The following is a 17,615-nucleotide window of genomic DNA, read 5'->3' on the forward strand; positions in this document are numbered from 1 at the left end:
TAATTAATTAGCTGAAATTAAATCAGCATAAAAATTTAAATAACTTTCCTTTAAATCTTCAGATTGATATTCTAAAACTGGAATATCTTTACCTTCTATAAAAGAAGTCAATTCTTCTGAAATATCTTCACTACCATGTATAATTGCGTCAGAATTTTCTATCGCACTTTTTAATATGTTTGTAAAGTTTGGTGTTTTAATTGTAGCAATTTTCTCGTCACAAATATTATCAAATTTCACTTTATCAGCTAAAGATTCATCTAACGTTCCCTCAAAAGGGTTGTTATATAAAGACGTTATAATTTTACTTTCGGTAAACAAAGGCTCTTCTTTATAAAACTCTTTTAAATAAAGAGGTAAAAGAGAAGCCATCCATCCATGAACATGGATAATATCTGGTGCCCAGTTTAATTTTTTCACAGTTTCTATAACTCCTTTTGCAAAGAAAATAGCGCGCTCATCATTATCCTCAAACAAATCATCATCTTCATCTGTAAAAACGGCTTTTCGTTTAAAATATTCTTCATTATCTATAAAATATACTTGCATTCTTTCTTTAGGAATAGAAGCAACTTTTATAATTAATGGCATATCCATATCATTAACTACTAGATTCATACCAGATAAACGAATTACTTCGTGTAGCTGATGTCTTCGCTCGTTAATTACGCCATATCTTGGCATGAAAATTCTTGTTTGTACTCCTTTAGAATGTGCGTTTTTTGCAACATTAAAGGCTGTAGATGATAACTCTGTTTCGGGTAAGTATGGAACTACTTCAGATGAAACAAATAATATTCTCTTGTCCTTCATTAAATCAAACTCTTTTATAAGAAGCGCAAAAATACAAATTTTTATGCTAATATCGTGTTAAATTGGTAAGTTTGCAGACTCTACTTAATTTTTGAAGATGAAAATTTTTAACAGTAAACAAGAAATAAATACATATTTAACCTCTAAAAAAGAGGATAATAAAACCATAGGTTTTGTGCCAACAATGGGCGCATTACACGAAGGTCATTTATCTTTAATTAAAAAAGCAATCGAAAAAAACGATCTAGTTGTAGTAAGTATTTTTGTAAATCCAACCCAGTTTGATAACCAAGAAGACTTAATTAAATACCCAAAAACCATAGAAAACGATACTAAATTACTAGAAAGTGTTTCTTGTGATGTATTATTTTTGCCTTCTGTAGAAGAAATCTATGCAGAAAACATAGCCTCAGAAAAATTTGATTTTGACGGACTAGAACACCAAATGGAAGGCAAGTTTAGAACAGGTCATTTTGATGGTGTTGGTACCATCGTAAAAACCCTTTTCGAAATTGTAACACCTAATAGAGCTTATTTTGGTCAAAAGGATTTTCAGCAGTTACAGATTATCAAAAAAATGGTTAGAAAAAACAGACTTCCTGTAAAAATAAAAGGATGCCCCATTTTTAGAGAAGCAGATGGTTTGGCAATGAGTTCTAGAAACGCTAGATTATCTAAAGAACATAGAGAGGCAGCACCTTTTATATACAAAACTCTTAAAAAAGTTAAAAATAAATTTGGCATAGAAAATGCTGTAACCGTAACTGAGTGGGTAGAAAATCAGTTTAAAGAACACCCTTTATTAGAATTAGAGTATTTTACAATTGCTGATGAAAAATCATTAGAAACCATAAAAAATAAAGAATCTAACAATAAAAACCGTGCTTTTATTGCAGTTTATGCAGGAGAAATACGATTGATAGACAACATTCGATTAAAATAGTAGTAATCAAAAAAAATAGTATTTTTGCCCCATGTTAGTACAAGTTGTAAAATCAAAAATCCACCGTGTAAAAGTTACAGGTGCAGATTTAAATTATATAGGAAGCATTACCATTGATGAAGATTTAATGGATGCGGCCAACATTATTGAAGGCGAACGCGTTCAAATTGTAAACAATAATAATGGCGAGCGTTTAGAAACATACGCTATTCCTGGACCTCGTGGAAGTGGAGAAATCACCTTAAACGGAGCAGCAGCAAGAAAAGTTGCTGTTAATGACGTTTTAATTCTAATCGTTTACGGATTCATGGATTTTGAAGAGGCAAAAAGCTTTAAGCCATCTTTAGTTTTCCCTAACGAAAAAGACAATACACTTACATAGGTTTGAATATCAAAAAAATATTAAAAACTATACTACCTCTCGTTTTGGGAGGTTTTTTAGTATGGTACTCTCTCTCTAAAATCTCTTTAGATGTTCTAATAGGATATTTTAAAGACGCAAAATATGGTTGGATTGTCCTTGGTCTATTTTTCGGAATTTTGAGTCACCTTTCTAGAGCTTATAGATGGAAATTCATGTTAGAACCTTTGGGTTTTAAACCCAAATACACAAATAGTGTTTTAGCTGTTTTAGTAGGTTATTTAGTAAACTTAGCCATACCAAGAGCTGGAGAAATTTCTAGAGCAACTGTAATGGCAAACTACGAGAAAATTCCTTTCGAAAAAGGATTTGGAACTATTGTAGCCGAACGTATTGCAGATTTAATCATGATGCTTTCTATCGTTGCAATAACACTTTTTGTTCAATTCGATTTTATTTACGACCTCTTAACTAAAAACTTTAATCCTACAAAAATCATTATTGGCTTAACCGTTCTTATTCTTGGTTTTTACATTTTAACATCATTTATAAAGAAAGCTAAATCTGGTTTTTTACTAAAAATTAAAACCTTTGTTGCCGGCTTGTTAGAAGGTGTTACTAGTATTTTTAAAATGAAAAATAAATGGGCATTTATCTTTCATACCGTATTTATTTGGGTAATGTACGTTGCCATGTTTTGGGCAACAATTCCTGCAATTGAAGGTTTACACGTTCCGTTTGGCGGAATATTAATAGGGTTTATTGCCGGTGGATTCTCCATTGCGGCAACAAATGGCGGAATTGGATTATACCCAATTGCTGTAGCTGGTGCCTTGGCGTTGTTTGATGTACCTACAGAGCCTGCAACCGCTTTTGGTTGGATTATGTGGACCGCACAAACAGCAATGATTATCATTTTTGGAGGTTTAGCTTTTTTTGCACTACCAATCTACAATAAGAATAAATAACTTTTAAGCATTCCTAAAAAGGTTACGCTTTCACTACTCGCTTTTTTCTTTTGCTAAAAAATCAGCAAAAGAAAAAAGATCAAACAATGAGCCTGTCTTGATCTTGTTAAAATATTCAATCGTTAACGTAAAAATTTTAGAAAAAGGGTCTTGTAAATAGCTATTTACAAGACCCTTTTCATTTAACTTTTGAATAACTTTTTATAATTGCCTATACTGTAAAAAAGGAATATGTTTGCCGTTATGGAAAAAAAAACATTAGCAATTGTAGGTTGCGGCGGACTTGCAAGCATCGTTGTACAAGCTTTAGATAAAGGCTTGTTGCCAGATTTTCAAATTATCGGTACATACTCTAGAACATTCAATAAGGCCGAGGTTTTTTCAAATCATATTAACAATATAGATAGAGGATACACCTGTACTGCATGTCATTCTCTAGAAGAATTATTAATGCTAAAACCAGACTATCTTGTTGAAGCATCTTCTCCAGACTCTTTAAAAGAATTAGCTTTATCAACCTTAAAAAACGGAACATCAATAGTAACAATCTCCATAGGAGGTCTTGCAGATGCCGATTTTTACGAAGAGGTTAAAAAAACAGCTTCAGAATATGGTACACGAGTTCATATTGCATCAGGAGCCGTTGGAGGATTCGATGTACTAAGAACCGTCTCTTTAATGGAGGAAAGCGAAGTGACTTTCGAGTCTACAAAATCGCCAAGAGCCATGAGAAATAGCCCCGTTTATAATCCTGTTATAGAAACGCAAGAACATACATCTTTTAAAGGTACTGCCGTAGAAGCCATCGCACTTTTCCCAAGACAAGTAAACGTTTCTGTAGCAGCTGCATTGGCATCAACAGGACCAGAAAACGTAAAAGTTTCTATTAAAACTACCCCAGAATTTGTTGGCGATAATCATCGTATAGAAATAAAAAGCCAGGAAATTCATGCCGTTTTAAACATTTATAGTCAAACGGCAAAAATTGCTGGCTGGAGTATTGTTAATACATTGCGAAATATTACTTCGCCTATTGCTTTTTAAAATAAGCTATTAAGTTAGCTAATACCTTTTCACTTAATCTAACAAACGCTTGTTGTGTTCTACCCGTAGAAACTTCTAAGCAATTAACTTTAGGATTATTTAAAAGCTCTTTATCACCTAAAGCACCAAGAGTATCACAGTATACGGCATTGTCACCTGCTGCTAACCACTTATTAAAAGGCTCAGCATCCCAAGCAGGTGATAATCCTGTATTGAATAATATTTTATGATTACCAAATTTAATAAACTCGTTTTCATGCAATAAAACTATGTTTTTATTTAAACAAGCAATCACAACTTCATTTGTTTCCATTAGTTCTTCTAATGGTAAAAACTCATAGCCTTTTGCTTTAGCATCTTGTTTTTCGCTTCTAGCAAAATAAGTGATTTCTGCACCTAAAAAGTGAAGTGCATCCGCAACCATACCACCAGATTTACCCAAACCTACAATCCCTACTTTTAATCCTGTAATCTCTCTTGGAATTCCGCCCCAAGCATTTCTTGGTTTACCATCAGAAGTAGTTCCAAAACCATGTAAACATCTTACCAACTCACTAATTACATATTCTACAACTCCCTCATCTCCATAATCACGCACACCAGTAACGGTAATACCACGAGAATTTGCATAGTTAATATCTACATTAGCACTTTCTGGCGCATACAACGAACAGCACATACCTATATATTTTATGTTCGGACAACGCTCTAAAATTTCTTTTGTTAATGTAGTAGTATAACTTAATAAAACACCATCTGCATCACCAATACGCGCTACAATCTCATCGTCTGTTGTTGGTCTGTCTGTGTATAATAGTAGGTTTTCTGTTAAAGACTCTAATTTTATATTAACTGACTCAATTAACTCTAAAGGCTCTATTCCTATAAGTTTTTTAAACATAATTCACTTTTTTATTTGTTGTAAATGAAAGACGGCAACATAAGAAATATCCCTTGTAAGAACTAATTTTTAACGTAACTTTAAACTATTCTTTAGTCTACATTATTTTTTGGACGTTCCCTAAAAAAGGTCGCGCTTTCACTACTCGCTTTTTTCTTTTGCTAAAAAAACAGCAAAAGAAAAAGAGCTCAAACAAGTCGTTCAATCACTAACGCAACTGTTTGTTAGCTTTTTGATATTTCTTTTTTTATTATTTTTTTTTAAAACCAATAAGCTTATAAACTTTGTAACTTTGTTCCTCAAAAAAATTGTAAACTTTTTTCAAATGGCTAAAACCAAAACTACTTTTTTCTGTCAGAACTGTGGAACCCAACATGCAAAGTGGGTAGGACAATGTGGTGCTTGTAAAGAATGGAATACCATTGTAGAAGAAGTAATACAGAAGGAAGAAAAACGCGTTTGGAAACAATCTACAACTGCAAAACAAACCATAAACAAACCTTTAAAAGTTGCAGACATTCAACTAAATCCAGAAGAAAGAATTGTTACCAATAACAACGAATTAGACACGGTTTTAGGAGGCGGATTGGTAAAAGGCTCTGTAACACTTTTAGGTGGTGAACCTGGAATTGGAAAATCGACCTTATTATTGCAAGTTGCCTTAAATATTAGTCAGAAAGTACTGTATGTTTCTGGTGAAGAAAGTCAGTCTCAAATAAAAATGAGAGCCGAAAGGTTGGAAGCAAATAATTCTAACTGTTTAATTTTAACGGAAACCAACACCCAAAACATCTTTAAAAATATAGAAGAAACAATGCCAGATGTTTTGGTAATAGACTCTATACAAACATTACATACAAGTTCTATAGAAGCTTCTCCTGGTAGCATTTCTCAAATTAGAGAAACTGCTGCAGAACTCATAAAATACGCCAAAGAAACTGCGACTCCAGTTTTATTAATTGGGCACATAAACAAAGACGGAAACATTGCGGGACCAAAAATTTTAGAGCACATGGTAGATGTTGTTTTACAATTTGAAGGCGACAGAAATCATACCTACAGAATTTTAAGAAGTCAGAAAAACAGATTTGGTTCTACATCAGAGTTAGGAATTTATGAAATGCTTTCTAACGGATTGAGAGAAATCTCTAATCCGTCTGAAATTTTAATTTCTAAAAAGGATGCAGACTTAAGCGGAACTGCAATTGCAAGTACTTTAGAAGGGATTAGACCTTTAATGATAGAAATTCAAGCCTTGGTTTCTACAGCTGTTTACGGAACTCCACAACGTTCTACAACTGGTTATAATTTAAAAAGATTAAATATGATTTTAGCGGTTCTAGAAAAAAGAGCTGGCTTTAAATTAGGTGCAAAAGATGTCTTTTTAAATATTACAGGAGGAATAAATGTAGATGATCCAGCAATTGACTTAGCCGTTGTAGCCGCCATTTTATCATCTAACCAAGATGTTGCAATTAACCCAAATGTATGTTTTGCTGCAGAAGTTGGTTTGGCAGGAGAAATAAGACCTGTTTCTAAAATTGACCAAAGAATTACAGAAGCAGAAAAATTAGGCTATAAAACTCTTGTAGCTTCTAAATACAATAAGATTTCTTCTAAAAATCATGGTATTAGGTTGGTTTTGGTTGGTAAGATTGAAGAAGCTTTTGCTACTTTGTTTGCATAGAATAAATTCTATATTTTAAGAATTGTAGGTAATAAATTATTAAAATAAATTCACTTAAAGTTAAACTACTTATAGCATGTGAATTCTATTTAAATTTTAAAATATAGATGCTTTTTACAAAAAAATAATTTTACTCCTTACTCTAATTTGCCATTATTTTTTAATAAAAAAATAAGTTTTAATATTTGAAAAAATAATATACATTTGCACCCGTCAATCATATGTGTTTTTACACATATAAAAAAAATAAAAGCATGGATAAATACACCAAAATACTAAAAGCTTTGTCGGATGAGACAAGATTAAAAATTGTTTGGTTGCTTACTAATATTGATGAAAAAATTTGCGTTTCAGAAATTGTAGAAGTCTTAGAAGAGCGTCAATACAATATATCTCGCCACTTAAGAATATTAAAAGACGCCCAACTAATAGAAGAGGTAAAAGAAGGAAAATGGGTGTTTTACTATTTAACTTCAACCAAAAATGAATTTAGACTTTTAATGCAAAAAACTATTAGCGCAATACCAGAAAAAGATATGAAAAAAGAATTAACTAAATGTAAAACACTACTAGATAGACGCGAAAAATAGAAAACAACAAATAATACTTAACCTTTTTTTATAACAACATATGTGTTTTTTCACATATAATTAATTTTAATAAAACAAATATCATGAATGAAAAATTTAATTTAGCTCTAGAAGAATTTATACACGTAGGTGTGGTCTTAATATTTATTATTGCCTTAGTATCTATATTTACTGGCTTAATAAGAGCATTTATCCCTCAAGAAAAACTTCAAAAGAAACTATCTAAAACAGGAAAATATGGCGGTTTAATGGGAGCTTTAATAGGTATTCCAACTCCATTTTGTAGCGCATCAATGGTTCCGGTATCTATGGGAATGATAGAAATGGGAGCTCCTTTTTCAATGGTTTTTTCATTTTTACTCGCCGCACCATTGGCTAATTTTGTTGTAGTTGGTTTTATTTTTGGTGTTTTTGGGTGGGAAGTTGCTTTGGTATACTTTTTAATTGTTTTTATTGGAGCTGTTTTAATTGGAACACTTGCTGGTAAAACTTCATTAAAAAACGAGGTAAAAAGAATTAACTTAACCCCTTCTACCCTCTCTTCAACTTGTACTCCTCAACCTATAAATACACAAGACTGCAATTCTAACAATCAATCAGAAACGTATTCAAAAACTTCTTGCAACCAAACAAATACAACTAACCCTAGACTAAAAGAAGCGCTTACTTTTGCATGGGCATTATTTAAACGAATCTTTCCTTATGTTTTAGTTGGTGCACTTATTAGTGCTGTTTCTGCTGTTTTTGTACCAGACGCATGGGTAGAAAAGTATTTAGGAAATGATAGTCCACTAGCCATTCCTATAGCAGCAACTGTTGGTATTCCTCTATACTTAAGAATTGAAATGGCTATACCTATTTTAAATGCTCTTATTGTTAAAGGAATGAGTATGGGAGCTGCAATGGCATTAATTATAGGAGGAACAGGAGCTAGTTTACCAGAAATAGCAATAATTTCTTCTATGTTAAAAACGAAAGCCATAATAGCCTTTGTTTTGTCTGTGATGACAATGGCTGTAGTAGGTGGTTTTATATTTTATTTCTTCTTTTAGTTATGATAAAATTTATAAAAAAAATAATAAAAGCATGTCCTTATTCAATAATGGGGAAAAAATGTATTGAAACTCTACAAGGTAAAAAAAAAGATAAAAAGAAAAATAACACCAAAATTGAAACATTAAAGAAAGGGATAAAAACAGGACGGGATATTATATTGATTGGGATATTCTGTCCCCTACTTTGGTATTCTATACTATCAGGAGCTAGTAAAGATTTAATTATTATAAACTTAATGCATTCAGGAGTTATTGTTGCTCTAGGTTTTGTACTTATAGTTATTAATTATTTAGCATTATTCCGATATAAAAATGCTAGTTGAAGTAAAACCTCTTCTTTTAGGCAAGTGAATATTTAATAAAGTAGGTGTTTTTTCTAATTATAAAAAAAGGAAAAAACACCTATTAATCTAAAAGAAAGCAAACAAGTTTAGCCCTGATTGAGCGGTATGTTTTAGCTCTTTTTTGTTTTTTTTTACAAAAAAAGCGAGTAGCGAAAGCAGGAAATAGCTTCTAAAATTAAAAATCATTTCTTTTATGGATTGAGTTCATATATAATGCTATTGTTATATTATTAACCTTAAAAAGTTTTGATATTTGGACTTTATAACTAAATGTCATTAACTTAAAACAACAAAAAAGATGAAATTAAGAAAGACGAAATTAAGAATATTAAGTATTATCTGTTTAACTTTAATAACACTTGTAGGCTGTAAAGAGACTAAAAAGGAAAAAGTGAACGATACTCCTGAAAAAATTACAGAAATTACCTTAGAAAAATTAGAAAACTCACCGGAATACGCTACAGCTTCGCTTAAAATGACAACACCAAGTGATACGGTAATAAAAACTGTTGGTGAAACTGCTTTTAATTTTGAAGTAAATAATTACGAATTAGGTGCATTAACACAAAGTAAAGACACAGCGCTTTTAGCAAATTCAGCAAAAGGACAACATATTCATTTTATTTTGAATAACGAGCCATATTCTGCACATTACGAACCAACATTTAAAAAAGATATGCCTAATGGAGTGCATCATTTAGTGGCTTTTTTAAGTAGATCTTATCATGAATCTGTTAAAAACGAAAATGCTGTAGTTGTTAAAAAATTAATTGTCGGAGAAGACACTAAAGACGATAACAATTTAGATATAAATGCACCAACACTTATTTATAGTCGCCCAAAAGGAGAATATTCTGGAAAAGATACAGAGAATCTATTACTAGATTTTTTCGTATTAAATACACAACTTTCAGAAAACGGTACTAAAGTTCGTGCAACTATTAATGAGAAAGAATTTATAATCACAGAATGGGCACCACAGGTAATTAAAGGTTTACCAAAAGGAAAAGTTTTTATAAAATTAGAATTAATAGATGCAGAAGGAAATTTAATTCCTGGACCTTTTAATAGTGTTGATAGAACAGTTACTTTAAAAAAATAATTAAATTTATAACTAAAAAAGAATCATAAAAAAAACCAAGCAATTATGCTTGGTTTTTTTTATGTAATTTATAGAGCTATAAGAAATATTACTTCTTATTTGCTAATTTTATGTATTTATCTAAAGCCATTGTCATAGAAGGTGTTTCTGGTGACGGTGCCGTGATATCACACTTAAAACCAGCATCTGTTACAGCTTTTACTGTAGAATTACCAAAAGCAGCAATTCTTGTTTCTTTTTGCTGAAAATTAGGGAAATTCTTTAAAAGAGATTCTATTCCTGATGGGCTAAAGAACACCAAAACATCATAAAATACATCTTCTAAATCAGACAAATCACTAACGACTGTTCTATATAAATCTAATCGTTTCCAGTTTATTCCTAATTTATCTAATTCTTCTGGAATTAAAGGTTTTAATTTATCTGAACTTGGTAATAAAAACTTTTCCGTCTTATGTTTCTTAATTAATTTTGTTAATTCTAGAAATGATCTAGGACCAACATAAATTTTACGCTTTCTATATACCACATATTTCTGTAAGTAATAAGCTACTGCCTCCGACTGACAAAAGTACTTCATTGAATCTGGCACTTTAAAGCGCATTTCTTCTGCAATTCTAAAAAAATGATCTACGGCATTTCTACTTGTTAAAATAATAGCTGTAAAATTATGTAAATCAACTTTTTCTCCTCTTACTTCTTTGACAGATATACCTTCTACATGAATAAATGGTCTAAAATCTATCTTTACTTTTTGTTTATCAGACAAGTCAAAATAAGGGGAAGTTTCAGTCTTTGGTTCTGGTTGCGATACTAAGATCGTTTTCACTTTCATATGCTTCTTTTTTCTAGTTAAAACAGCAATCTAAACAGTACAAATAGCGGTGCTATTTCGACCGCGCAAAGGTACAAAATAAAATAAAACAACTCGCTAAAAACCAGCTTTTTATTAATTACCGCATGAAATATAAATCGAATAGAAAATAAAAGTGTCGAAAAATAGACTAAAAAAGGGGTGTCTAACTGTGAGTATTCCACTAAAACAATAGCTATAAGTAGAAAAAAAGAAACAGAATATAAATAGACGGACTTAGAAACTAAAAAGAAATCTAGCTTTTTATCAATCTTAAAAACTACAGAAAGCAAGAATTCTAATAGCCTTTTAATCGTTAAATATGAAAAAACAACTCCAAAAATCTGCAGAAAAATATAAAAACCTTGTTCTGCAGAAGAATTATAATACAAATAGATTTTATAGGTTAATAAAGCAAGAACTGTAATCGAAAAAATAAAAATGACATTTTTAAAAGGGTTAAAAAAAGAAGTATTTTCTTCTATTTCAGATTCGATAAAACTTTCATTAAACAAAGAAGATACAGTACCTCTTAACCTTACAACACTTAACCCTCTTAAAAGGAAAACACAAGCAAACAAGCATACCAATAATATGGTAATCCAACTGTTATCTATTACTACTCTTTCTATTGCTTGCACCTATTTTTGTTTTGGTAAGATTAACACAAAATTAGTAATTAAATAATGTATATTTGTCTACTTACCACATGAAATTTTATTTATGTCAGATGCGTTAGTCATAATACCTACTTATAACGAAAAAGAAAATATAGAAGCTATTATTAGAGCCACTTTTAATCAAAAGCAAGAATTTCATATTTTAGTTGTAGATGACAATTCTCCTGATGGAACCTCAGAAATAGTAGAAAACTTAATTTTAGAATTCCCAAATCAGCTTTTTTTAGAAAGAAGAATCGGCAAAAGTGGTTTAGGTACTGCTTATATACATGGTTTTAAATGGGCCATTGCTAAAAAATATGACTATATTATTGAAATGGATGCCGACTTTTCTCACAATCCAAAAGATTTAATTCACTTGTATAAAGCTTGTAAAAAAAAGGGGGCAGATGTTTCTATTGGCTCTAGATATTCACAAGGTGTAAATGTTGTGAACTGGCCTATGAAGCGGGTTTTACTTTCTTATTTTGCTTCTAAATACGTCCGCTTTATTACTAGAATTCCGGTTTGCGACACTACAGCAGGTTTTGTTTGTTGGAAAAGAAATGTACTCGAAACCATAGCATTAGACAAAATAAAATTTATTGGCTACGCTTTTCAGATAGAAATGAAATTTAAAGCATGGAAACACGGTTTTAATATAAAAGAAGTATCTGTAGTTTTTACTGATAGAACATTAGGAACTTCTAAAATGAGTGGAAACATTATTTCTGAAGCTTTATTTGGTGTGATAAAAATGAGATTAAAAGGATTACCAAAAAAAGTTTATGAATAAAATTTCTATTAGAACTGCGAATTTAAAAGATTTAGAGACATTACTGGAGTTTGAACAAGGTGTTGTTACTGCAGAAAGACCTTTAGATCCTTTTTTAGGTAATGGTAAATTGTCTTATTATAATATACCCGAATTAATTACTAATGAAGACATTTATTTTATTGTTGCTACTTCTAACAATCAATTAGTTGCTTCTGGTTACCTAAGAATAGAAAACTCTAAACATTATCACAAAAATCCAAAACATGGTTATATTGGTTTTATATTTGTAAAACCAGCTTTTAGAGGAAACAAGATTAGTAATTTAATTTTAGAGTCTTTAAAAGATTGGGCAGTAAAAAAAGATTTAAAAGAATTAAGATTGGATGTTTATAGCAATAATTCTGCAGCAATAAAATCTTATGAACGCTTTGGTTTTACAAAAATCTTAGTGAACATGAAAATGAGTATTTAATAGATAGGAATAGTAAAAAAAACAATTAAAAACTTTACTAACTTTGCAAAAATCAGCAAAGTATTTTCAGTAAAAACAATTATAAGAAATGGCGAAATCGACTTTAATAAAAAACGCAAGAATCGTAAATGAAAACAAAACTTTCTTAGGGGATGTTCTCATTGAAAACGGAATTATAAAAGAAATTTCATCAGACATAAAAACAACTGGAGATCTTGAAGTTATTGATGCAGAAGAGAAGTTTTTAATTCCTGGTTTTATAGATGATCAAGTACATTTTAGAGAACCTGGTTTAACACATAAAGCAAATATTGCTACAGAAAGTAGAGCTGCCGTTGCTGGCGGAATTACTACTTTTATAGAAATGCCAAACACGGTACCACAAGCTACAACACAAGATTTATTAGAAGATAAATTTATAATAGCAGCAAACGATTCTTACGCTAATTATTCTTTTATGTTTGGTGGAACAAACGATAATTTAGACGAATTATTAAAAACAGATCCTAAAAAAGTAGCCGGAATTAAATTATTCTTAGGTTCTTCAACTGGAAATATGTTGGTTGATAATGAAGAAATTCTAGAGAAAATTTTCTCATCAACAAAAATGATTATTTCTGTGCATTGTGAAGATGAAGCAACTATCAGAAAAAATACACAAGAGTTTGTTGATAAATACGGAGAAGATATTCCGGTAAAATACCATCCGATTATTAGAAGTGAAGAAGCTTGTTATTTATCATCTTCTAAAGCTATTGAGTTGGCTAAGAAAACGGGTGCAAGATTGCATATTTTTCATGTTTCAACCGCTAAAGAAACCGAACTTTTTAGAAACGATATTCCTTTGGAAGAAAAACAAATTACTGCAGAAGTTTGTGTGCATCACTTATGGTTTTCAGATAAAGATTATGAAGAAAAAGGAACCCATATTAAATGGAATCCGGCAGTAAAAACAGAAAAAGACAGACTTGGTTTATGGGAAGCCTTGTTAGATGATAGAATTGATGTTTTAGCTACAGACCACGCTCCGCATACTTTAGAAGAAAAAACAAATGTGTATACGAAAGCACCAAGTGGTGGACCTTTAGTGCAACATGCAGTTATTGCGCTTTTAGAAAAAGTAAAAGAAGGAGTAATTCCTATTGAAAAATTAGTTGAAAAAATGAGCCATAATCCGGCAAAATTATTTCAAATTGAAAAACGAGGCTTTATAAAAGAAGGGTATTTTGCAGATATCGTTTTAATTGATACCAACAAACCACAAACTATTTCTAAAGACAATATTTTATACAAATGTGGTTGGTCTCCTTTTGAAGGCACAACGTTTTCATCAACCATTACACATACTTTTGTAAACGGAAATTTAATTTATAATAATGGTGTCTTTAATGATAATATTAAAGGAAAACGCCTGACTTTTAATCGTTAATATGAAAAATTTAAGTTATTTTTTTGTTTTTCTTTTCTTCGCATCTTGTACAAGTAACACTATTTTTAAAGAACCAGAAGACCTCATTCCTAGAGATACAATGACTTTATTACTTGGGGATATGATGATTGCTTCTTCTGCAAAATTTATACAAAACAAAAACGAGCAAAAGAAAGTAAATTACATGGCTTTTATATATGATAAGTATAAAATTGATAGCCTACGTTTTCAAAATAGCAACTTATACTATACCTCCAAAATAGATTTATACGAGGAAATGATTACCGATGTTAAAAAAAACTTAGAAGATAAAAAGGATTTTTACAATAAAATAAGCTCACGAAAAGACTCTATTAGAAGAGACTCTATTAAAAAAGTTGGAAAAAAGTTGAAAAAATTAGATTCTATAAGAAAGGAAGAAAAGATTTTAGATCCTAACTTGGAGGAATTTCAGATAAAGATTTAACGTATTTCTGAGATACCTCTTTAATAACAGTATCAATTTTCTCAAATTGAAAAGGTATTGTTTTTTCAATTTTTTCTGAGGAGTATTTAGATACCGAATGTGCACTTCTTGCTGAATACTTGCTCAACAATGGTGCTTTTCTTGAAAATAGAGACAACACCCAAGAAACTCTCCAAAAAATAGCAGTTTGCCAAGGCTGAATATTTTTTGTTGGTCTTTTTTTACCGAAAGCATCTGCAATAGAAAAGAAAATTTCTTTAAAAGATTTATTCTCTGCAACTAAAATAAAACGTTCATTTTTAATGCTAGAATTCATCAATTTAACCATTGCTGCAACCACATCTTTTACACCTACAAAACCAGTAATTCCTTCTGTATAATAGCTAAAACCGTTATAAACCTGTGTAAACATTTTACCAGAACCCGCTCTAAAAAAACCACTCCCTAAAATAATACCTGGGTTTACTATAACTACATCTACTCCTTCTTGGCTTGCACGCCAAATTTCCATTTCTCCCCCAAATTTCGTTATCGAATATCCACTATTATCAGATTCTGGGTTCCATTCATTCTCTTCGGTGATAAGACCACCTTTTAGAGAATCTCCCACAGAAGCAATAGAACCTACAAAACAAATTTTATGAACATTTGCATCAATGGCAAGGTTTACAATAATCGCTGTTCCATGTATATTTACTTTACGCATTTCCCTATAATCTTTCGGATTAAAGGAAATAAATGCTGCGCAGTGATATATTTTTTCAATTCCAATAAAAGCAGGAATCATAGCAGGAACATCTGTAATATCTGCTTTAAACCATTCTATTTTAGAAATTAAGTTCCCAACATCATCCGTATAAAAAGAAAAGACTTCTTTTACTTTTTTAATTCTTTCTTCAGAACGGTAAATAGCACGTATTTTTTCATCATTCTTAACCAAATGATACAATAAATGTGCGCCAACTAAACCTGTTCCTCCGGTAACTAAAATCATAACGCGAATTTATGATATTTTCATTGATAAGTTTATCTTTGCATAATGAAAAATAGCAAATAAATAATTGCTATTAAGATGTCAAATTGAGCTTGTCCAGATTGATAATTTAAACGATCAAGACACAAAACTTAAACAAGCTGAATTTGGCATTCGTATTTTGAATTGAATTAATTTAGACTTATAATGACAAATTTTGTTGAAGAATTACGCTGGCGTGGATTATTGCATGATATTATGCCTGACACTGAAGACTATTTATTAAAAAATAAAACTGCTGGTTATATTGGTTTTGATCCAACTGCAGACTCTCTACATATTGGTAGTTTGGTGCAAATATTTATTTTGAAACACTTTCAAAATGCAGGTCATAATCCTATTGCTTTAATTGGTGGAGCTACTGGTATGGTTGGTGATCCTTCTGGAAAATCTGCTGAACGTAATTTGTTAGACGAAGCAACATTAGCTAAAAATATAGCCGGAGTTAGAGAAAATTTAGAACGTTTTTTAGATTTTGATGCTACCGCAGAAAACAAAGCAGAATTGGTTAACAATTACGATTGGATGAAAGATATTTCATTAATCGATTTTGTAAGAGATACAGGAAAACATATTACTGTAAACTACATGATGGCTAAAGATTCTGTAAAGAAACGTTTGAGTTCTGAATCTTCAGTTGGTATGAGTTTTACAGAATTCACCTACCAATTATTTCAAGGATACGATTTTTATCATTTATACCAAGAAAAAAATTGTAGACTGCAAATGGGTGGTTCAGATCAGTGGGGAAATATTACCACAGGTACAGAATTAATTCGTAGAAAAGCACAAGGAAAAGCGTATGCAATTACGGTTCCTTTAGTAACAAAAGCAGACGGAACAAAATTTGGTAAAACAGAAGGCGGAAATGTTTGGTTAAATACAGACAGAACTTCTCCATACAAATACTACCAATATTGGTTAAATTCTTCGGATGAAGATGCAGAGAACTTTATTAAAAAGTTTACATTTTTAGACAAAGAAACTGTAGAAAACTTAATTGCTGAGCACAAAGAAAATCCGCATTTACGTTTGTTACAGAAAAAATTAGGGGAAGAAGTTACTATTTTAACACATGGTAAAGAAGCTTATGCAAATGCTTTAAAAGCTTCTAATATTTTATTCGGGAAATCTACTGCTTCTGATTTAAAGTCTTTAGATGAACAAACGTTTTTAGATGTCTTTGATGGAGTACCACAAGCAACAGTATCTACGACTGATATTGAGGAAGGTTTAGATATGATTGGTGCTTTGGCTGCTAAAACAAATTTCTTAAAATCTAATGGAGATGCAAGAAGAGCTTTAAAAGAAAATGCAATTTCGGTAAATAAAGAAAAAATAAAAGAAGATTATTCTATTACTAAAGAAGATCTAATTGCAAATAAATATGTGTTGTTACAACGTGGTAAAAAAACATATTATTTATTAGTAGTTGAGTAAATTATAAAGCTCATTCGAATATTTCTGAGATTAAAAATTGTTTTAATATAGAGTAGATATAAGCACTAATAATGAATAATCTAAAGAAGTTTCGAAATTACATAAGGGGTAAATATAAAAAAGAGCTGATTGAATCAGCTCTTTTTTTTACAACATTCACAAAATCCCCCGACATTGCTTTCAATCATCATTTTTTATTAATTTTCAACCAGTTTTTGTCTGCTTTTATTTTTAAATCTTCAGCACCTTCTTCCTTCCATAACTCTAACGTATTTATTCCCCAAGAATTGTAGAATAGATATAATTTTCCATCTCTAATCTCAAATGTTTCCGGATCTATAGAAACCTTCTCTCCTTTTGCTCCAATTGCATATGCACAATATCCTCCATAAGCAGGAACGTATTTTTTAGGTGATGTATTAAAAATTTCTAAATTCTCTTTTGATGAAAACTTAAATTGCACACCATCGTAATCTGCAACAAATCTTTTATCTCCTTTTACTGCGGTGTTGTTAAAATAAGAAACCACATCATACCCCTCTGCAACAAAACCTTTTTTGGTATTGTAATCTTGAGCATATAGTGAAGTGGAAATTATAAGAACTAAAAGTGTAATTATGTGTTTCATCGATTGTATTTTCTACATAGTCGCTGAAATTTTTGAGAAATTACAAATA

The 17,615-nt window shown here is 30.8% G+C and carries 20 protein-coding genes; 14 read left to right on the top strand and 6 right to left on the bottom strand.

What is annotated here, in order from left to right:
• Positions 1–3: 3 nt before the first annotated feature.
• On the bottom strand, positions 4–813 hold the full coding sequence (locus tag H0I29_RS05630) for a glycogen/starch synthase (protein WP_218731870.1): 810 nt from the start codon (positions 811–813) through the stop codon (positions 4–6).
• Positions 814–910: 97 nt separating this feature from the next.
• Between H0I29_RS05630 and panC the strand changes: the two genes are divergently transcribed.
• From panC to H0I29_RS05650, 4 genes are all read left to right on the top strand, one after another.
• A complete protein-coding gene (gene panC / locus H0I29_RS05635; RefSeq protein WP_218754710.1) occupies positions 911–1,756 on the top strand; it encodes a pantoate--beta-alanine ligase in 846 nt (281 codons plus the stop codon).
• Positions 1,757–1,787: 31 nt separating this feature from the next.
• Positions 1,788–2,138 carry an aspartate 1-decarboxylase gene (panD, locus tag H0I29_RS05640; RefSeq protein ID WP_165731587.1) on the top strand — a complete coding sequence of 117 codons (351 nt, stop codon included), beginning with the start codon at positions 1,788–1,790 and terminating at the stop codon, positions 2,136–2,138.
• Positions 2,139–2,182: 44 nt separating this feature from the next.
• On the top strand, positions 2,183–3,085 hold the full coding sequence (locus H0I29_RS05645) for a lysylphosphatidylglycerol synthase transmembrane domain-containing protein (RefSeq protein ID WP_254712704.1): 903 nt from the start codon (positions 2,183–2,185) through the stop codon (positions 3,083–3,085).
• A 243-nt stretch (positions 3,086–3,328) separates the two neighbouring features.
• Positions 3,329–4,129: an aspartate dehydrogenase domain-containing protein gene (locus H0I29_RS05650; protein WP_218754712.1), complete on the top strand. Its 801-nt coding sequence runs from the start codon at positions 3,329–3,331 to the stop codon at positions 4,127–4,129.
• Here H0I29_RS05650 and H0I29_RS05655 read toward each other — a convergent pair.
• The gene (locus tag H0I29_RS05655; protein ID WP_218754713.1) at positions 4,116–5,030 is read right to left on the bottom strand and encodes an NAD(P)-dependent oxidoreductase; all 915 of its coding nucleotides are present in this window, start codon (positions 5,028–5,030) and stop codon (positions 4,116–4,118) included. The two genes, H0I29_RS05650 and H0I29_RS05655, sit on opposite strands and share 14 nt — an antisense overlap.
• Before the next feature lie 325 nt (positions 5,031–5,355).
• Here H0I29_RS05655 and radA point away from each other — a divergent pair, with 325 nt between their 5' ends.
• The 5 genes from radA to H0I29_RS05680 all read left to right on the top strand — a co-directional run bounded on the left by radA (position 5,356) and on the right by H0I29_RS05680 (position 9,808).
• A complete protein-coding gene (gene radA, locus H0I29_RS05660; protein WP_218754714.1) occupies positions 5,356–6,717 on the top strand; it encodes a DNA repair protein RadA in 1,362 nt (453 codons plus the stop codon).
• Between the two features lie 254 nt (positions 6,718–6,971).
• Positions 6,972–7,307 (top strand): metalloregulator ArsR/SmtB family transcription factor, encoded by a 336-nt coding sequence (locus H0I29_RS05665; RefSeq protein ID WP_218754715.1) that lies wholly within the window; start codon positions 6,972–6,974, stop codon positions 7,305–7,307.
• 83 nt (positions 7,308–7,390) lie between these two features.
• Positions 7,391–8,359, top strand: a complete 969-nt coding sequence (locus tag H0I29_RS05670; protein WP_218754716.1) for a permease — start codon at positions 7,391–7,393, stop codon at positions 8,357–8,359.
• A 2-nt stretch (positions 8,360–8,361) separates the two neighbouring features.
• A complete protein-coding gene (locus H0I29_RS05675) occupies positions 8,362–8,685 on the top strand; it encodes a hypothetical protein (RefSeq protein ID WP_218754717.1) in 324 nt (107 codons plus the stop codon).
• A 319-nt stretch (positions 8,686–9,004) separates the two neighbouring features.
• Positions 9,005–9,808, top strand: coding sequence for a hypothetical protein (locus H0I29_RS05680; protein ID WP_218754718.1), 804 nt, complete (start codon positions 9,005–9,007; stop codon positions 9,806–9,808).
• An 88-nt stretch (positions 9,809–9,896) separates the two neighbouring features.
• Here the strand turns inward: H0I29_RS05680 and H0I29_RS05685 are convergent, their stop codons facing one another.
• Both H0I29_RS05685 and H0I29_RS05690 read right to left on the bottom strand, forming a co-directional pair.
• Entirely contained in the window at positions 9,897–10,643 is a 747-nt protein-coding gene (locus H0I29_RS05685) for a uroporphyrinogen-III synthase (protein WP_218731880.1), read from the bottom strand.
• 17 nt (positions 10,644–10,660) lie between these two features.
• Positions 10,661–11,302 carry a DUF4271 domain-containing protein gene (locus H0I29_RS05690; protein ID WP_218754719.1) on the bottom strand — a complete coding sequence of 214 codons (642 nt, stop codon included), beginning with the start codon at positions 11,300–11,302 and terminating at the stop codon, positions 10,661–10,663.
• A gap of 82 nt (positions 11,303–11,384) precedes the next feature.
• Here H0I29_RS05690 and H0I29_RS05695 point away from each other — a divergent pair, with 82 nt between their 5' ends.
• From H0I29_RS05695 to H0I29_RS05710, 4 genes are all read left to right on the top strand, one after another.
• Positions 11,385–12,116 carry a polyprenol monophosphomannose synthase gene (locus H0I29_RS05695; protein ID WP_218731882.1) on the top strand — a complete coding sequence of 244 codons (732 nt, stop codon included), beginning with the start codon at positions 11,385–11,387 and terminating at the stop codon, positions 12,114–12,116.
• Positions 12,109–12,570 carry a GNAT family N-acetyltransferase gene (locus H0I29_RS05700; protein ID WP_218754720.1) on the top strand — a complete coding sequence of 154 codons (462 nt, stop codon included), beginning with the start codon at positions 12,109–12,111 and terminating at the stop codon, positions 12,568–12,570. Before H0I29_RS05695 ends, H0I29_RS05700 begins: the two co-directional genes overlap by 8 nt.
• A gap of 88 nt (positions 12,571–12,658) precedes the next feature.
• Positions 12,659–13,999, top strand: a complete 1,341-nt coding sequence (locus H0I29_RS05705; protein ID WP_218754721.1) for a dihydroorotase — start codon at positions 12,659–12,661, stop codon at positions 13,997–13,999.
• Position 14,000: 1 nt separating this feature from the next.
• On the top strand, positions 14,001–14,465 hold the full coding sequence (locus H0I29_RS05710) for a DUF4296 domain-containing protein (protein WP_218754722.1): 465 nt from the start codon (positions 14,001–14,003) through the stop codon (positions 14,463–14,465).
• Here the strand turns inward: H0I29_RS05710 and H0I29_RS05715 are convergent.
• Positions 14,434–15,459, bottom strand: a complete 1,026-nt coding sequence (locus H0I29_RS05715) for an NAD-dependent epimerase/dehydratase family protein (protein WP_218754723.1) — start codon at positions 15,457–15,459, stop codon at positions 14,434–14,436. The genes H0I29_RS05710 and H0I29_RS05715 overlap by 32 nt on opposite strands.
• A 186-nt stretch (positions 15,460–15,645) precedes the next feature.
• Between H0I29_RS05715 and tyrS the strand changes: the two genes are divergently transcribed.
• Positions 15,646–16,938, top strand: a complete 1,293-nt coding sequence (gene tyrS / locus H0I29_RS05720; protein ID WP_218754724.1) for a tyrosine--tRNA ligase — start codon at positions 15,646–15,648, stop codon at positions 16,936–16,938.
• 187 nt (positions 16,939–17,125) lie between these two features.
• Here the strand turns inward: tyrS and H0I29_RS05725 are convergent, their stop codons facing one another.
• A complete protein-coding gene (locus H0I29_RS05725; protein WP_218731888.1) occupies positions 17,126–17,566 on the bottom strand; it encodes a YHS domain-containing (seleno)protein in 441 nt (146 codons plus the stop codon).
• Between the last annotated feature and the right edge of the window lie 49 nt (positions 17,567–17,615).

The organism is Polaribacter sp. R2A056_3_33 (assembly GCF_019278485.1).
Lineage (GTDB): Bacteria > Bacteroidota > Bacteroidia > Flavobacteriales > Flavobacteriaceae > Polaribacter.

Bases quoted from the DNA above. Each gene is read 5' to 3' on its own strand.
- H0I29_RS05675 (WP_218754717.1), top strand. From the start codon at position 8,362: ATGATAAAATTTATAAAAAAAATAATAAAAGCATGTCCTTATTCAATA.
- H0I29_RS05650 (WP_218754712.1), top strand. From the start codon at position 3,329: ATGGAAAAAAAAACATTAGCAATTGTAGGTTGCGGCGGACTTGCAAGC.
- tyrS (WP_218754724.1), top strand. From the start codon at position 15,646: ATGACAAATTTTGTTGAAGAATTACGCTGGCGTGGATTATTGCATGAT.
- H0I29_RS05680 (WP_218754718.1), top strand. From the start codon at position 9,005: ATGAAATTAAGAAAGACGAAATTAAGAATATTAAGTATTATCTGTTTA.
- H0I29_RS05670 (WP_218754716.1), top strand. From the start codon at position 7,391: ATGAATGAAAAATTTAATTTAGCTCTAGAAGAATTTATACACGTAGGT.
- H0I29_RS05685 (WP_218731880.1), bottom strand. From the start codon at position 10,643: ATGAAAGTGAAAACGATCTTAGTATCGCAACCAGAACCAAAGACTGAA.
- H0I29_RS05630 (WP_218731870.1), bottom strand. From the start codon at position 813: ATGAAGGACAAGAGAATATTATTTGTTTCATCTGAAGTAGTTCCATAC.
- H0I29_RS05710 (WP_218754722.1), top strand. From the start codon at position 14,001: ATGAAAAATTTAAGTTATTTTTTTGTTTTTCTTTTCTTCGCATCTTGT.
- panD (WP_165731587.1), top strand. From the start codon at position 1,788: ATGTTAGTACAAGTTGTAAAATCAAAAATCCACCGTGTAAAAGTTACA.
- H0I29_RS05665 (WP_218754715.1), top strand. From the start codon at position 6,972: ATGGATAAATACACCAAAATACTAAAAGCTTTGTCGGATGAGACAAGA.
- panC (WP_218754710.1), top strand. From the start codon at position 911: ATGAAAATTTTTAACAGTAAACAAGAAATAAATACATATTTAACCTCT.
- H0I29_RS05725 (WP_218731888.1), bottom strand. From the start codon at position 17,566: ATGAAACACATAATTACACTTTTAGTTCTTATAATTTCCACTTCACTA.
- radA (WP_218754714.1), top strand. From the start codon at position 5,356: ATGGCTAAAACCAAAACTACTTTTTTCTGTCAGAACTGTGGAACCCAA.
- H0I29_RS05715 (WP_218754723.1), bottom strand. From the start codon at position 15,459: ATGATTTTAGTTACCGGAGGAACAGGTTTAGTTGGCGCACATTTATTG.
- H0I29_RS05695 (WP_218731882.1), top strand. From the start codon at position 11,385: ATGTCAGATGCGTTAGTCATAATACCTACTTATAACGAAAAAGAAAAT.
- H0I29_RS05705 (WP_218754721.1), top strand. From the start codon at position 12,659: ATGGCGAAATCGACTTTAATAAAAAACGCAAGAATCGTAAATGAAAAC.
- H0I29_RS05655 (WP_218754713.1), bottom strand. From the start codon at position 5,030: ATGTTTAAAAAACTTATAGGAATAGAGCCTTTAGAGTTAATTGAGTCA.
- H0I29_RS05700 (WP_218754720.1), top strand. From the start codon at position 12,109: ATGAATAAAATTTCTATTAGAACTGCGAATTTAAAAGATTTAGAGACA.